The organism is Deltaproteobacteria bacterium (genome assembly GCA_016930875.1).
In the GTDB taxonomy this organism is placed as follows: Bacteria; Desulfobacterota; Desulfobacteria; order Desulfobacterales.
Map to the genome: position 1 here is coordinate 1 of JAFGFW010000035.1, position 16,296 is coordinate 16,296.

Below are 16,296 nucleotides of genomic sequence, written 5' to 3' on the forward strand. Positions count from 1 at the left end.
GGATAAATCAAAAAAGAAATCCTTATTATATCCAGTATCCAGTAACCAGCATCCAGTATCACGTGGCGCCTGGGTGGAATCATGAGGTTTTTCCAAAACTTGACATAAATTTTAAGATCTTCGTTTATGAAGACGTCTAGTGACCAATGACCAACATGTCCTCACCCAAGTACAAGAGAGTTCTAGTTAAACTCAGTGGTGAGGTCTTAACGGGCGACCAAGGTTTTGGTATAAGCCCTGAGATGCTCAACTATTTATCTGAGGAGATACGATCGGTTTACGATCTTGGGATTCAGATTGCCTTGGTTGTGGGGGGTGGCAACATCTTTAGAGGTGTAGCGGCCGCTTCTTACGGAATGGACCGGACCTCGGCCGATCACATTGGAATGTTAGCTACTGTTATCAATAGCATTGCCCTTCAGGATGCCCTGGAAAAGAAGGGGATTCAGACGAGAGTTCAGACGGCCATTGAGATGTCTGCTGTGGCTGAACCGTATATCTTAAGGAGGGCAACCAGGCATTTGGAGAAAGGCCGCACCGTGATCTTTGCAGCGGGCACCGGAAATCCGTACTTCACCACGGATACAGCGGCAGCGCTCAGAGCCCAGGAGATCCGCGCTGATGTGCTTATCAAGGCCACAAAGGTCGATGGGGTTTACGATGCCGATCCGGTTGCCGATAAGCATGCAAAAAAGATAGACAGCATCAGTTACCTTGAAGTTCTAAGGCGGCAGCTCAAAGTCATGGATTCAACCGCCATTTCCCTTGCCATGGACAACCGACTTCCGGTGGTTGTCTTTAACTTGAAGGTGAAAGGAAATCTTAGAAGGGTAGTGTGCGGGGAAAATGTTGGAACGTGTGTAAAGGAGGCCTCGGAAGGTGATTAATTCAGTTTATGATGATGCACGAGAGAGGATGGGCAAATCCATTGATGCATTGAAAAATGAGTTTAAGAAGATCCGGACCGGTCGAGCCTCCCTTGCCCTTTTTGAGGATATCAGGGTAAATTATTACGGAACCACGACTCCCTTGAAACAGATGGCATCGTTGTCTGTGCCTGAGAGCAGGCTTGTTATTATTCAACCCTGGGATCAAACGGTTATTGGAGAGATCGAAAAGGAGATTCTCAAGTCCGAGTTGGGGCTTACCCCCATGAATGACGGAAAGTTGATTCGTATTGCCATCCCCCCGCTTACCGAAGAGCGTCGAAAGGAACTCGTTAAGGTGGTGCGTAAGATCGATGAGGAGTATAAGGTTTCGATCCGCAACATCCGTCGGGATGCCAATGAGTTTCTAAAAAGCTTGAAGAAAGACGGGGAGATCTCAGAGGATGACTTTTTTAAGGCGCAAGATCAGGTCCAGAAGATCACAAATGAATATATACAATTAGCTGACCAGGTCTGCCAGGAAAAAGAGACTGAGATCCTTGAATTCTGATAATCCCGCCCTGCACCCCGAATCACTCCCGCAACACATCGCCATTATCATGGATGGAAATGGCCGTTGGGCCAAGAAACGCTCCCTGAACCGTATCAGAGGTCACAGGGAGGGCACCGAATCTGTCCGAGATATTGTGCGAGCCTGCCGGGAGATTGGAATCAAGGTTTTGACCCTTTATGCATTTTCAACAGAGAACTGGAATCGTCCCCCACAAGAAGTCGCGGCCCTCATGAAGCTTCTCAAGACGTTCCTGAAGTCAGAATTGCCCGAGATGATGGACAACGGCATTTGCCTGAACGCGATAGGTGATATCGAGCGGTTCCCGGACGATGTTTTAGATGTCTTGCACGAAGTCACGGAGACGACTCGAAAAAACCAAGGGATGATCTTGAACCTGGCCTTGAGCTATGGCGGACGCCACGAGATTGTGAGGGCTGCTCAACATATCGCAAGAGATGTCGAGGATGGCCGACTTCAACCGGAGAAGATAACAGAGGAACTTTTTTCCAGCTATCTTTATACGCATGGGATGCCGGATCCTGACCTATTGATTAGAACAAGTGGCGAGATGCGAATTAGCAATTTCTTGCTTTGGCAGATTGCTTATACTGAAATCTCTGTCACAGGGACCCTGTGGCCCGAGTTCAGGAGGGAAGAACTCATCCAGATCCTACGTGATTACCAAAAGCGTGAGCGTCGATTTGGGCTAACGGGAGACCAGATAAGAAAGGGTTCTGGCAGACCCTGACAAAAATTATCTACGTTCGGACAACCAACCCACAACTCCAAACAAATGCCTTCAGCTGAAAACAACACAGGAGATCGAAACTTTTGGGTTCTGCGCACATTAGACGCGTGTTTACCGCTGCGGTGGCTATTCCCCTTCTGATTGTGGTGATTCTGAAAGGGGGGAGAGACGGTTTCGCACTCATTGTCGGCTTGACAGCAGCTCTGGGCATTTTGGAGTATTATGCCCTGTTTTTTCCCGGGGGCTCTGTGATTGCAAGAGGGGTAATGTTGGTCCTCTGTCTAGCCGTGATCGGAGCCTTTCACAGGGAGGGTATTGGGGCAAGCCTTGGTGTTTTGGTCCTGGTTTTCCTGTGCACTGCTGTAATGTGTCTGGCACGATCCAGAGCACGGACTTCCATTGTGGCACTACTGTCAGGGCAGATTGTGGGCTTTATCTATATTCCTTTTTTGCTCGGCCACTTGATACTGATTCGAGGCTGGAACAACGGGATAGCCTGGACTTCTTTTTTGTTGGCAGTTGTATTTGCCGGGGATACGGCTGCCTATTACGTTGGCAAGGCCTTTGGACATAAGAAACTCGCCCCGAGCATAAGCCCCGGCAAGACAGTGGAAGGCGCTGCAGGCGGGCTTGCCGCCAGTCTCCTGGTTGGCGCTTTGTTTAGACAATCTTGGCTGCCGGAGCTTTCTTGGCCCTTGTGTGCGCTGCTGCTACTACTCCTGGGTGTGCTGGCGCAGGTCGGGGATCTGTTTGAATCGATGCTGAAACGGTCAGTAGATATTAAAGATTCAGGAAGGCTCCTGCCCGGACACGGTGGAGTGCTTGACCGCATTGATGGTTTACTTTTTGCGGCGCCAGTGCTTTACTATTTCAGGACATATCTTTTGTTGTAGTTGAATCAATCCTCATCCGGTATCCGGCATCAGGTTTGATGGACTCGTAAAAAGTCCGCAAACAGACGGCACAGTAAAAAGCTCCAGATGCAAGGCGCGCGAAGCTTAAGGAATGAGACGTACTTACGGTACGTCGCAATGACGAAAGATGAAGCGCAACGCCGCAGATGGACTTTTTACGAAGCCGTCAGGTTTTAATGATGAAACACCTCGCTATATTGGGTTCCACGGGCTCCATCGGCAGGAATGTCCTGCGAGTTGTGGAAGAGTTTCCAGACCGATTTTCTGTTGTTGCCCTGGCGGGTGGTCGCAACATTGACCTTCTGTGCGAACAGGTGAAACGCTTTTCTCCTCAGGTGGCCGTAGCGGTAGATGATGTTTCTGCCCGTCGCCTCCGGGATAAGCTTGCGCCGGCGGACAATGTGGAGATCCTCTACGGCGAACAAGGGTATAAGGTTGCCGCAAGCCTGGGTTCGGTTGATCAGGTGGTTTCTGCCATAGTGGGTTCAGCAGGGCTTCTTCCTACACTGGCGGCCATTGAAAGTGGCAAGCAACTGGCTCTGGCTAATAAAGAAAGCCTTGTCATGGCCGGGGAACTCTTGATGCAGACCGCCCGGGAAAAAGGGGTGTCTATTATCCCTATTGATAGCGAACACAGCGCCATTTTTCAATCCCTTGTCGGACACCGGAGGCAAGACCTGGAAAAGATACTTCTTACGGCTTCCGGCGGGCCCTTTTTGGAAAAACACGGGCAGGACCCAGACACTATTTCACCGGAGATGGCCCTTCGCCATCCCACGTGGGAGATGGGGCCGAAGATTACAATAGATTCAGCCACACTGATGAATAAGGGCCTTGAGGTCATTGAGGCAAGATGGCTCTTTGACGTGTCGTTTGAGCTTATCCAGGTCGTGATTCATCCCGAGAGTCTGATCCATTCAATGGTGGTCTACCGGGACGGTTCTGTTATTGCACAACTCGGATTACCCGACATGAGGGTGCCGATTGCCTATGCCCTGTCTTACCCGGAGCGGCTTTCTCTGGGAGTGCCTGCCCCTGATTTTTTTAAACTGGGAGCCCTCACCTTTCGAGAACCAGACCTGGAGAGGTTTCCTTGCCTCGCCATTGCTATCGAGGCCTGCAGAGTTGGCAAGACCTATCCGGTGGTGTTAAATGCCGCAAATGAGGTGGCTGTCCGTGCCTTTCTTGACAGCCGGATCGGGATTGGTCGCATTGCGGAGACAATTCAGGAAACCATGGACAAACACAAGCCAGTGCCCAAGCCAGGGCTTTCAGATATCCTGTCGGCAGATGTCTGGGCACGGCGCGTGGCTGAGGAAAGCTTATGACCACTAACATTGTTTCGTTAATAATTGTGCTGGGTGTGCTGATCTTTGCACATGAGTTCGGCCATTTCATTGTGGCAAAGGTCCTGGGAGTGGGTGTGGAAAAGTTTTCTTTGGGGTTTGGTCCCAGGATTTTCGGGAAGAAGATCGGGATGACGGATTACAGAATCTCAGCCATACCCCTTGGGGGGTACGTGAAGATGGTAGGAGAGGCGCCGGATTCGGAGCTTGATGAGTCCATGATTGCACTGTCCTTTTCACATAAGAGTGTGCTCAAGCGGAGCCTTATCGTTCTGGCAGGTCCGGCGTTCAATTTCTTCCTGTCAGTGGCAATATTTTTCGGATTTTTTGAGATCTCAGGTCTTCCCATCATGCAACCAGAGGTGGGTAGCGTGCAAGAGGGAATGCCCGCTTATGTGGCCGGTGTCCAAGCCGGTGACCGTATTGTGGCTGTGGACGGCGAGCCTGTGACGCAGTGGGATGAGATGGCAGAGATAATCACACAAAGGGGTGGTAGTACCCTTGAGTTTGAACTTTTGCGTGACGAGACCATTATTTCCTTGAGAATCACTCCCAAACAGATTTCCTCTCAGAACGTATTCGGGGAAAAGATAGACAAGTACGTCATAGGGATAACTGCTTCAGGCGAGTTTACCATCGAGCGACTCAATCCTATTGAGGCAGTAGTCGAAGGAGTGTTGCAAACATGGCAGATCGCAAAGCTTACGGTTTTGTCTGTTGGGAAAATACTTGCAGGCACGCTTTCAGCCAAGACCATCGGTGGCCCCATCATGATTGCCCAACTGGCAGGTGAACACGCCAAGGCAGGCATGGCGAATTTTATTTTCTTCATAGCTCTTTTGAGTGTCAATCTTGGCATCCTCAACCTGCTGCCGATCCCTGTCCTGGATGGGGGGCATCTCATGTTTTTCTTTATTGAGGCTGTCACCCGCAAACCCGTAAACCTGAAGATGCGGGAAGTAGCCCAACAAATCGGCATTTTTGTTATTATCCTGCTCATGGTCTTTGTGTTCTACAATGACATTGCGCGCGTCCTGTTTGATTAGATCACAGGAAGAATCCCCCCAAGATTATAAGGCATATCTTATTGTCTTTTTGGTTGCCTTTAGCGCCCGTATCTTTTTTCTTACCTGTATTGATGAGCCTACCCTTTTCTTCAAATACCCTTTCTTTGCAGACAAACTGATTGCCGCGGCAGATATCGGGGAAAGGCTAGTGGATTTGAGCCCTTTCTATCTATATTTTATGGCCCTCCTTAAGAAAATCCTTGGCATTGACTGGAGCTATGTGAAGTTCGTTCACTCCTTTGTGGGGGCCATGAATTGCGTGTTGTTATTTGCTGTTGGAAGCCGGGTGTTTCGGAGAGAGGTGGGTTTTCTGGCGGCGCTCATGAGCGGTATCTATGGGAATTTGATAATACTTGAATCGACGCTTGAACCGATGGTCTTTGTCCTATCGTTTAATCTTCTGACTGTCTATTTCCTCCTGCGTGTGAGGGAGGATTTTGGTCCTCTGGGTCGGCGTTGGGTTATGCCCTTGCTTGGCGGGGTTTTTGCCGGTCTTTCTATCATAACAAAACCCAACTTCCTGCTATTCCTGCCCTTGGGAACGGTTTGGCTCATTTTTTCTACGCACAGGAATTCGGCTCTTAGAAAGAGGCTCTCTTATGCCTTGGTGTTTTGTGGCGCTGCCCTGGTTATCATGATGAGTGTTACTGCTAGAAACTATATCAAGCTTCACGACTTTGTTCTGGTGACAGCAGATGCAGGCAAGGTGTTTTTTCACGGAAATGGCAAGGGCGCCACAGCCTTGGAAGGAACCGGGCTCCCGGATGAAGGTTTTGCCGAAGAAGGGGCTGGGGAGCCGGATTATGCACATGTGTTGTACCGGAAGACAGCGGAGAAACATGCCGGGGGAAAGCTTTCTCCTTCTGAATCGTCCAAGTTCTGGGCAAGGCGGGCTCTTAGCGACATCCTGAGTGATCCGGCTTCCTATGTGACTCTGGAAGTCAAAAAGCTCTTCTATTTCTTTAACGATTACGAAATGCACTATATTGCATCGGCCTACAAGGAGTATAAGGCATCTCGATCATTGCCCTTTATCAGATACGGAGTCATTGCTTCGCTCGGCCTTTTGGGTATGATGCTTTCATTCAGGGATTTCAGAAAGCTGTATTTGGTTTACGGGGTTGTGTTTATTTATGTTTTATCCGGTATGATTTTCCTGGTTCAATCAAGATATCGGACTCCGGCCGTGCCCTATCTGTGTCTCTTTGCAGGACAAGCCCTCTTTATCTTAAAGGAGATGGTGGTGGAAAGAAGACTAAGAACCGCCGCTGTGCCTATGATCTTTCTGGCGGTATTGTTCTTTCTGACGAACTTTTTCTACAGGGGTGAAATCATTAGTGTGGATCAATGGCAGCAGGCGACCAAGATCCACTATCAAATGGGTGGCCATCGGCTTTTTAGAGAGGGAGCATATGAAGAGTCGATAGCGGAATTGGACAAGTCTATAGCCATGGCCCCCAATTTCAGCCCTGCTTACAACGTAAGGGGCAAGGCCTATTCTATTCTCGGAAAACATAAGGAAGCGCTTGAAGATTTCAAGAAGGTCATCTCTTTGAGTCCGGGACTTCCAAAAGGATACAGGAATTTGGGTTTTCTTCATTTGTTGCAAGGAGATAACGAAGCGGCCAGGTTTTATCTCCTCAAGGCTTTAGTCTTAGGACCCCATGATGCAAAGGTGAAAGAGGCCCTCTCAACGCTCGAAAGCCAGCAAGAAGCCTTTCATGAAGAGACTCAAGGCATTTTGCGGAAATCCTCTTTTTGAATTCATCTAACTCCATAGAGATTTCATTATGCCCCCAAGGGAGAAGGCCTTGCGTGGGTCAAGCTCGCGCACAGTCATATCGAGGACTGCCTGCCTCAGGTAGCTATTTTTCAGCACTCCGCTGGCTATGAAATCGTTCAACCAGGCCTTAGACATGCATCGCTCGGCCGTGACATAGCCAACGTATTTGGGACGTAGCGTCAAGTCGAGTGCTTTTTTGAAACGACGAACCACATCAGTCTTTTCGTGGGAGAGGGCGTCATGGATAATCTTTGCGGCCAGTTCACCGGTCTCCATCGCTTTTCCGATACCTTCCCCGGTGAAGTTAAAGGTCGATCCGATAGTCTCGCCCGTGGCAATGAGATTGCCTTTGCCGGGGACAACGCTTTCTGGCAGTCCGCATCGGAGAGGAGCTGCCACCAGGTTACTGACCATCTTTCCCGACCGCATCACTTTTTGAGCCGGCGGGAATACCTTAACGAATTCATCAAAACGTTTATTCAGACCCAGCCCTGATTTGCGTCCCTTGGTGTAGAACGCGATCACCCCTACGTTGTACAAATCGTCTCCCATAGGAAAGACCCAGCCATAGCCCGGCAGTACGGGGCGCACACACGAACCGACAAGGCAATCCAGCTTTTCCTTTGACGCCACATAACAGCGCGTTGCAACAGCGCTGGGGAAGGCCCGGTCGATCAACCGTAATGATTTGGCTAAGCCGATTTGGGCGCCTGTCGAAAGGATGACATAGCGAGCATGCAGGGGTTTGCCAAGGCCGTCAACATGGACCGCACGGATATTCTCTCCTTCAACATAAAAACGCACAATTTTCCCGCAACAGAATATGGCCCCAGCCTCAACCGCCCGTTTGGCAAGAAGGGAGTCAAAATGTCTTCGTCGCAAGGTGATGTACGGGCCAGGAACTTCAAGGGTCATTTCACTGGTGCTATGTGCGCGGGCCATTTGCACTTCATGCCCCGCCCATTGGACAGTCTCATAGAGGCCAATTTTTTTCAAAAAGCGTATGGAATCGTGACTTAACCCGTCCCCACAAACCTTTTCGCGAGGAAAGGTCTCCTTGTCGAGTAATAGTGTCTTGTGCCCTTTGCCTGCAAGATATCCTGCCGCAACAGAGCCGGCCGGGCCAGCGCCGGCGACAATCACGTCCCAGCCAGTCTCTTGTAGTTCTTCGATGGGTTGTTGTTCGACCACTAGTTCCTTAGTTGTGAAATTCGTACTTGCCTATTTCGTGCTGTCGAAAAATCGGAATGGAAAATGGTGAGACAGATCTTAGACAGGTTGATTTGAAATGCCAATATTTATTTTTACATTGAAAACCTGGTCCTCTGGGCCAGGTCAGAGATAGATGTCTCTGCCTTGGATTTTTGTATCTAAAATCTCAAATTCCAAGCGCCAAATTTCAAACAAATCTCAAATTCCAATATTCAATGACCAAAACCTTCCAGGACGAGACATTGTTTGGATTTTCGAATTTCGGTCATTGGAAATTGTTTGATATTTGTAATTTGATATTTGTAATTTCAATAATTCAATGAACTTCCAACAAAGCAAATCCCCTCTGGGGATAACCAAAGCTTGGTCCTCTGGGCCAGGATTTTTACTTCTCAAGATGCGACTCTCTATGTTTCACGGTAGCAGATGGAACCTCCCTGGCCTGGCCGTCGGATTTCCGGCACGTGACTTGCATTACTCCTATCTCATGCTGGATGCCCATAAGTCACATTTCCCTCAAAGGTAATGGCGAGGAGGTATTGACATGGGCCACATCTCTCTGAAAAAAGGAGCCTGAAAGAGTGCATTTCGTGGCTGTCCGGGCCGTCTTCTCATTTCTTGTGCCTGGCGGATTGCTTTTAACAGCAGCGTGGGTGATCCTGCATATGGGCTTGCTGGAAGAATCGTTGCCCACGTTGGCGCACATCTATTTCTATGTGGTAGCGGTTGCCGGGGGCATGTTTGGCTGGCGTTTTAGCCGAAGCCGCCTGGTGTTTGCCATCATCGTTCTGGTTCTCGCTGACACGGCATTAGTGCATTTTGTTGCAGGCAGTTCTATGCACCAGGGAGTAGGGCGAACCGTGTTCAATGCCGTTGCCTTTTTGCTCCCCTTGAATCTGGCGCTGTTCTCAATGGTAAAAGAGCGGGGGATTCTGACCTTGCGGGGCATATGGCGCCTAAGCTTCGTTCTTCTCCAGCCAGTTGCTCTATTTCTGGTATGGAAGTACCAGCGATGGGACATGGCGTCCTGCTTTGGTTTCAAATTCGTTCATACACCCTTTCTGACCCCCATTCCCCTGGCCCAGCCGGCACTGTTGGCCTTTGCTGCAGCGTTTCTTCTCCTCACGTTTCAAATTTTCAAGCGCCGGGCGACTATTGAGTGTGGTTTCTTCTGGGCTTTGATCTCAGTACTTCTGGCTTTTGTGGCGGGCAGCGTTGGACCTCTTTCCACAGTCTATCTTGCCACTGCGGGGCTTATTCTCGTCGTCTCAACGGTTGAGAGTTCTCACGGCATGGCATTTCGAGACGAGTTAACCGGGCTGCCGGCGCGGCGAGCCCTGGATGAGGCCCTACTCAAACTTGGCGGTTCCTACACCGTGGCCATGGCCGACATAGACCGCTTCAAGCAGTTCAACGACACGTATGGTCACGATGTGGGTGACCAGGTTTTGCGTATGGTCGGCTCAAAACTTGCCAAGGTAGCCGGCGGTGGGAAGCCTTTCCGCTACGGAGGTGAGGAATTTGCCGTGCTTTTTCCTGGTAAGCTCGGGGATGAATCCATTCCCTATCTGGAAAGAGTGCGGAAGGCGGTCGCCGAATCAGACTTTGTCTTGCGCAGTCCGGACCGCCCCAGCATCAAGCCCGATAGGCCGACGGGGATGACGGGCCCTCGTAAGACGGTTTCTGTCACCATCAGCATCGGCGTAGCTGAACGAAACGAACGCAACACAAATCCACAGCAAGTGATCAAAGCAGCGGACAAAGCCCTCTACGGCGCCAAAAAGGCCGGACGCAATCGGGTTAAGGCCTAGCAGATCTTGCCTACAGTAGTTGATTTCCTGAATATCCAACCACCCGACAGCAAATCCTTTAGAGATGACAACGGACATAATGCTGACTGTCTTGTCCGGAACGAATCTTGTATATTGAATGAGACGTGTGTTAATCTGTAAGTTGAGTATATGTTCGAGATGGTCTCCGCCAGGTGATTATTACGGGGATAGGCTTTCGCATAGGAACAAAACATGCTTGGCGCACTGACACAGCAAGCACTGAATGTATTATTTCTCGGATGCACAAGCCTTGTTGCCATTGGTCTGGGGCGACTGGTTCTGTGTAGGACCGGCATAAGATTTGTTTCTTCTGGGGAATGGGCTGTTTTCTGCGCCGGGCTGGGTTTTGGAATCCTCAGTTATGCGGTCTTCTTGCTCTGTGCCCTGCAACTCCTCTATCCTGAGGCAGTCTATATCCTTTTCGGCCTTTGTTCGGCCTTGGGCCTTGCAGGGTGGCTCAGGTGCCGATCTGGTTTGGACAAAACAACCTTTTCCGCGACAGAGCTCACGTTGTGGGACAAGGCGTTCTTGATTGTTTTGGCCACATGCCTGTTTTTCGCCTTCTTGTTCGTGCTTACCCCGGCTATTGGCAAGGACGCTCTAATCTATCACCTGGCAGTCCCCAAACTATTTGAGAAGCATCACGGATTCTATTTCATCGAAGGAAACATATTCGCTAACTACCCGCTGAGCAGTGAGATGCTGTATGCCATGGCTCTTGCCCTGCGTGGTGATGTCCTTGCCAAAGGGATCCATTTTGTCATTGGTTTATGCATCCTTCTAGGCATGTGGCAATTTGCAAGACAACATGTCTCTGAGTCCCGTTTTGTGCCCCTTGCGCTTCTTATCTTTTGCAGCATTCCTTCCGTCTTTGTCACCTCTCACATGGCCTACAACGACCTGACCGTGACTTTGTATGCCTTTTTGTCAGTATACGCATTTTTGAACTGGTTTAGCAGAAAGGAAAATGCGTGGCTGATCTTGTGCGGAGTGTTTTCCGGGCTGGCTCTGTCAACGAAGTACACAGCGCTTTTCTCGCCGTTTTTGGGATGCCTGGGGATCTTGTGGGCTTCTCGGCGCCACGGAAGGGCTACTCGGCAGGCTCTCCGGTCGCTACTAATATATCTCGCATGCGCCCTTGTTGTTGGCAGTCCTTTTTATATCAAGAACTGGATCATGACCGGCAATCCGTTCTATCCCTTTCTATACGGAATATTCGGAGGCAGGGGATGGGAGCCCGGTCAAGCGCGGCTCTATGAACAGTTTGTTCAAACCCTGGGCATGGGGAGAGGGTTTTTGGACTATCTGTTGCTGCCATGGAACGTGAGCGTAAATGCCAGGATGGCGAGCCCGCACTTTGACGGTGTTCTGGGGCCTGTGTTTATCCTGACGTTACCTTTTGCCCTTGGAATGCGAAAGATCTCCTTTGGGGCAAAGATCTCAATGGCCTATTGCTTATTTACTTTCATGTTCTGGGCCTCATCTGCGCAACAGATTCGATATCTCATCCCCATTTTTCCGTTCCTGGCCATTATGACGGCCTATATCCTCGGGTACTATCGCAGAAAGAAGGTCGTGTTTGGTGTGCTGATGCTTTTTGTTACCGGTAGTCTGGGATTTAATGGGTATCATATTGCCGGGGATTTTCTGAGGATAGGACCAGCAGGTGTTATTACAGGTCACGAGGAGACAGATGCTTTCTTGAAGCGTACGGTTCCCTCGTACAAAATGTTTCAATATGTCAACGCTAACTTACGCAACGACTCCAAACTTTTCCTCATCTACATGAAAAATTTTGGGTACCTCTGTGATCGCCTATATTATTCGGATTCCATGTTTGAGTCCTATTCCATCCAAAAAATCCTGACCCGGTCTGAAACAGCCACGGATGTCTACAATTCTTTAAAAGAAAGAGGCTTCACCCACATTTTGTACGATATCAATTATGTTTTCGGAAACATGAGCACCTTTTCTGCAGAAGAAAAGAGCCTCTTTTTGACCCTCCAAAAAGACCACCTCGAACTGATCAAAGCCGATCAGGAGCGATACTATCTGTATCGCGTTTAACAATAGAACTAAAATAGCTGGCACATTTTTCGCATAATTAGCCTAACAGTCTTGACTAGCTTGCCTTGGCATGTTATGAGTAATTAATCTACTCATAAAGAGGTGGGAATTGGAGAATCTATTCGCAGGACTGATATCCTCAAAAACAAGAATTAAACTGCTTGTACGCCTTTTCTTTAACCCAAAGACGCGATCGTATCTTAGGGAGCTTGCAAAGGAATTTGGCGTATCCACCAATTCAGTTCGCGAGGAACTCAACCAGCTTACCGATACCAACCTATTGAAATCCGAAAGAAACGGACGTCAGGTCTTCTACATGGCCAATGAGGACCATCCATTGTTTCCTGAACTCAAGTCCATGGTCAGCAAGGTCATGGGCATGGATCAGGTCATAGACGGTATTGTTAACCGGCTAGGTGACCTGGAGCGGGCGTATTTAATCGATGATTATGCTGAGGGCAAGGACACTGGGATCATCGACCTGCTGCTCGTCGGAGAGATCGACCAGTATCATCTGACCGATCTGAGCAGAAAAACAGAGCGATATATCAAGCGAAAAATACGCTCCTTGGTCCTGAGCCGTGAGGAGTACAATGAACTCCTTCCAGAGCTGAAAAAACGTCCGCGGATTCTGGTCTGGGAGGCCAAGGAGGGGTTGGCTACGTGACCCCGATATTTTCGGTTTTAGGCTATTGGCAAAATGGAAATTCCGCCTGTACGTAGCATATCTTCGGGCTGAGGTCGAGAGCTCGGAGTGACAAAGAAATGCTGTCTATTCAATAGGTTAGATATCCTAGTGTTATGTAGCTGAAGGGGCGGAGCTGGGCAAAGGTCTCGAACGGAACGAATGACGACGCGAAGATGTGCGGCTTTGTGGGAATACTAAGATTTGACGGCCAGAAGGTGGAGGCGGAAGATGTCGCCAGAATGTGTCGGGCACTGCAACATCGGGGGCCGGATGATAGCGGCATGTATATCACGCACAAGAATGAACATAAGCAAGAGCGCAAGGCGTGGGTTGGACTAGGCCATCAGCGGTTGAGCGTTATTGACCTCTCCCCGGCCGCCCGTCAGCCAATGTCGAACGAGGATGGTTCTATCAGAGTGGTCTGCAACGGAGAGATATATAATCACAAGGCCCTTCGCCAGTCCTTGATCAAGAAGGGGCATCGTTTCAGATCCCAATCAGACACAGAGGTTATTCCACATCTTTACGAGGAATTCGGGCCAGGGTGCGCTGATCATCTGCGAGGCATGTTTGCCCTGGCCTTGTGGGATGGGCCGGAAGAAACCATGTTTCTGGCCAGGGATCGAATGGGACAAAAGCCCCTTTATTATTACTCAGACGCCCGTTTTTTTGCCTGTGCCTCGGAGATCAGCGCCATCCTTCAATTGTCGAGACTGGATCTTGCAACGGATAAGGAGGCGATAGATTGCTATTTCAAGTACGGATACATACTGGGTGATAGAACTCCCTACAAAAGGATTCGGAAGCTGCCGCCTGCCTTCCGGATGTTGATAAGGGATGGAAAGATATCGACTGAGCGGTATTGGGATGTGCCCTTTCCAACGGCTTCATCTTGCCGCGCCACACATCAGGATTTCGTGGAGGAGTTTGACGCCATCCTTTCTGAAGCGGTGGGCCTGAGGTTGGAAAGCGACGTCCCGTTGGGTGTCTTCCTGAGTGGGGGGCTAGATTCCTCGGCCATTGTTTCAAAGATGGTCGGCGAGATGGGTCAAGGCGTCAAGACCTTTGCCATAGGGTTTTCTGAGGCATCATATGATGAAAGCTCTCACGCGAGGGAGGTGGCCAGCCTTTTCGGGACCGAACATCGAGAGTACACGGTCAACTTCTCCATCCGGGAGCTTTTGCCAAAGCTGGCGAGGCATTTCGGGGAGCCTTTTGCTGATTCTTCCGCCATTCCCACCTATCACCTTGCCCAGGCGACGCGTCAACAGGTGACGGTGGCCCTTTCAGGGGACGGTGGCGATGAGCTCCTTTGTGGTTATAACCGGTATCTGGGGAGAAAAATCCTTGAGTATTATTTCCTCCTCCCGCAAGTCATTAGAAAAGGAGTGATAGAGAGACTTCTCGCGAGGTTCAACGTGGGCAGCCAATATTATGGAAAAAGCCTCATCAAACAGATCAAACTCGTAATTGAACAGGCATGCAGGTTGGAAAATAACCGGCTTGATGTTTTACCTCAGATTTTTGATCGCTCTCTTAGGCGGAGACTTTTGGGTTGGGAGACAAATGTAACTGGTTATGAGGGATCCTTTGACCAGGTCAGGCAGTATGCCCTTTCGGGGAATCATCTTGATGCCATATCCCAGATGATGTGGACTGATCTTCATACCTATCTTCCTGATGACATACTGGTCAAGGTCGATCGGATGAGTATGGCACATTCTCTTGAAGTAAGATCGCCGTTCATGGATCACAGACTCGTGGAATTTGTGGCAAGGCTGCCTATCGAGCAGAAGCTAAACGGTTTGGCTACAAAATATCTCCTAAAGCGGACCATGAAGAACAAGCTTCCTCATCACATCATCCACAGGAAGAAACACGGATTCATGGTCCCCCTGGCAAGATGGTTCAAGAGAGATCTCAAGCCGTTGGTGCGTGAGCACCTGTTGGACCGAGAGGCGCCTTTCGATCGGGCAGTGGCAGAGGGATTCCTGAGCGAACACTGGAAGGGCAGGGCCGATCATTCTCACAAAATCTGGGCATTGTTGATGTACGCCTTGTGGAAAAACCGTGAACATTCTGGGTATTTACTACAAGCATAAGCCGGGCGGGTTTTGCAAGCGCTTGTATCGATCATACAAAGCTCTGGCAGAGGCCGGACACAAGGTGCATTATATCTCCACGGAGATATTGCCGGTTCGTCACAAAAATATCGTTGCGCACGTCATGAAGCTTCCCTTTAGAGATACAGACAGTATGTTCTTCTGGGTTGTTTTTACCGTGTGCGCTATGTTTCATGCCTGTTGCTTGTGCAGGCAACTAAACATAGGCATGGTGTTCGCTGTGGGTTCATACTACGCCTTTGTCAGTTGCCTCACCAAGATGCTCAACAAAACAACATTGATAACTTACATTCATGCCCGCGACACAGATTACTCTCTCGTGATCGGCAGGCCATTGTCTCTAGTCAAGTTGCAGGCACTGTACGAGCACCTATCTTTTTCGATTTCTGACGTTATTCTGACCATCAACAGCAGCATAAAAAAAGATTTGGAGCACAGATATCCTCACTCAAGGATTGAGGTTCTCCCCAACAACATAGAAGTATCGGAGATGTCGGGGTCGGATTTCAGGAAGGAAATCCGTGTCGCGGCTGGCACATTTCTCATTGCAACATCTGGCGTTTTTACCAAGGGTAAGAATATTGGCTTTTTGATCAGGACCTTTTCTCGGGCTCAACTTGAGAATGCCCTGTTGATCATTGTCGGGGATATCTCCACACGGGATCTTTTCGAAAAGCAAAAGCTGGAGGCCCTGGCAGAGAATCTGGGAATCCCTGATCGGGTCATCTTTACGGGATGGAGAGCAGATGGGTGCGATGTTATTAGATCCATAGATCTTTTTGTGCTGCCCTCCGTGAGTGAAGGATGTCCCCTTTCCCTGCTTGAGGCATTGGGACTCGGGGTGCCTTGTCTGGGAAGTCGCATTCCTGAGATCAAAGAGATCCTGCACTATGAGGAACTTCTGTTTGATTCCAAAGATAGAGAAGAACTGAGTCAAAAGCTTGTATCGTCAAAGAAAGAGGAGAAATTGGTTCTGTGGCGGAAATTATGTGAAAAGCGACGCCTCGTTTACACCTTTGATTGGGACAAGAGGTTCATAGAGACTTTGAGACATGTAGGTGTGGCGGTTTGAGGAA

Annotated in this window: 13 protein-coding genes; 12 read left to right on the top strand and 1 reads right to left on the bottom strand. The window is 49.5% G+C overall.

Features of this window, described 5'->3' with window-relative positions; genetic code table 11:
- Positions 1–155 precede the first annotated feature (155 nt).
- From JW883_03470 to JW883_03500, 7 genes are all read left to right on the top strand, one after another.
- Complete coding sequence (locus JW883_03470; protein ID MBN1841327.1) at positions 156–887, top strand: UMP kinase; 732 nt, start codon at positions 156–158, stop codon at positions 885–887.
- Entirely contained in the window at positions 880–1,437 is a 558-nt protein-coding gene (gene frr, locus JW883_03475) for a ribosome recycling factor (protein MBN1841328.1), read from the top strand. Before JW883_03470 ends, frr begins: the two co-directional genes overlap by 8 nt.
- Positions 1,427–2,188: an isoprenyl transferase gene (locus tag JW883_03480; GenBank protein MBN1841329.1), complete on the top strand. Its 762-nt coding sequence runs from the start codon at positions 1,427–1,429 to the stop codon at positions 2,186–2,188. Before frr ends, JW883_03480 begins: the two co-directional genes overlap by 11 nt.
- 83 nt (positions 2,189–2,271) lie before the next feature.
- On the top strand, positions 2,272–3,081 hold the full coding sequence (locus tag JW883_03485) for a phosphatidate cytidylyltransferase (GenBank protein MBN1841330.1): 810 nt from the start codon (positions 2,272–2,274) through the stop codon (positions 3,079–3,081).
- Between the two features lie 200 nt (positions 3,082–3,281).
- The gene (locus JW883_03490; GenBank protein ID MBN1841331.1) at positions 3,282–4,430 is read left to right on the top strand and encodes a 1-deoxy-D-xylulose-5-phosphate reductoisomerase; all 1,149 of its coding nucleotides are present in this window, start codon (positions 3,282–3,284) and stop codon (positions 4,428–4,430) included.
- Entirely contained in the window at positions 4,427–5,494 is a 1,068-nt protein-coding gene (gene rseP, locus JW883_03495; GenBank protein ID MBN1841332.1) for an RIP metalloprotease RseP, read from the top strand. Before JW883_03490 ends, rseP begins: the two co-directional genes overlap by 4 nt.
- Complete coding sequence (locus JW883_03500) at positions 5,487–7,277, top strand: glycosyltransferase family 39 protein (protein MBN1841333.1); 1,791 nt, start codon at positions 5,487–5,489, stop codon at positions 7,275–7,277. The genes rseP and JW883_03500 overlap by 8 nt, the downstream gene beginning before the upstream one ends.
- A gap of 6 nt (positions 7,278–7,283) precedes the next feature.
- Here the strand turns inward: JW883_03500 and JW883_03505 are convergent, their stop codons facing one another.
- Complete coding sequence (locus tag JW883_03505) at positions 7,284–8,489, bottom strand: geranylgeranyl reductase family protein (protein MBN1841334.1); 1,206 nt, start codon at positions 8,487–8,489, stop codon at positions 7,284–7,286.
- A 602-nt stretch (positions 8,490–9,091) separates the two neighbouring features.
- On the opposite strand from JW883_03505, the gene JW883_03510 reads away from it, so the two are divergent.
- From JW883_03510 to JW883_03530, 5 genes are all read left to right on the top strand, one after another.
- Positions 9,092–10,321 (top strand): GGDEF domain-containing protein, encoded by a 1,230-nt coding sequence (locus tag JW883_03510; GenBank protein MBN1841335.1) that lies wholly within the window; start codon positions 9,092–9,094, stop codon positions 10,319–10,321.
- Between the two features lie 213 nt (positions 10,322–10,534).
- Positions 10,535–12,409 carry a glycosyltransferase family 39 protein gene (locus JW883_03515; protein MBN1841336.1) on the top strand — a complete coding sequence of 625 codons (1,875 nt, stop codon included), beginning with the start codon at positions 10,535–10,537 and terminating at the stop codon, positions 12,407–12,409.
- A gap of 109 nt (positions 12,410–12,518) precedes the next feature.
- Positions 12,519–13,076, top strand: coding sequence for a winged helix-turn-helix transcriptional regulator (locus JW883_03520; GenBank protein MBN1841337.1), 558 nt, complete (start codon positions 12,519–12,521; stop codon positions 13,074–13,076).
- Between the two features lie 206 nt (positions 13,077–13,282).
- Positions 13,283–15,199: an asparagine synthase (glutamine-hydrolyzing) gene (gene asnB, locus JW883_03525; GenBank protein MBN1841338.1), complete on the top strand. Its 1,917-nt coding sequence runs from the start codon at positions 13,283–13,285 to the stop codon at positions 15,197–15,199.
- Positions 15,168–16,292, top strand: a complete 1,125-nt coding sequence (locus tag JW883_03530) for a glycosyltransferase family 4 protein (protein MBN1841339.1) — start codon at positions 15,168–15,170, stop codon at positions 16,290–16,292. The genes asnB and JW883_03530 overlap by 32 nt, the downstream gene beginning before the upstream one ends.
- The last annotated feature ends 4 nt before the right edge of the window (positions 16,293–16,296 follow it).

Coding starts and splice junctions, on each gene's coding strand:
- JW883_03470 (MBN1841327.1), top strand. CDS start 156: ATGTCCTCACCCAAGTACAAGAGAGTTCTAGTTAAACTCAGTGGTGAG.
- JW883_03490 (MBN1841331.1), top strand. CDS start 3,282: ATGAAACACCTCGCTATATTGGGTTCCACGGGCTCCATCGGCAGGAAT.
- JW883_03515 (MBN1841336.1), top strand. CDS start 10,535: ATGCTTGGCGCACTGACACAGCAAGCACTGAATGTATTATTTCTCGGA.
- rseP (MBN1841332.1), top strand. CDS start 4,427: ATGACCACTAACATTGTTTCGTTAATAATTGTGCTGGGTGTGCTGATC.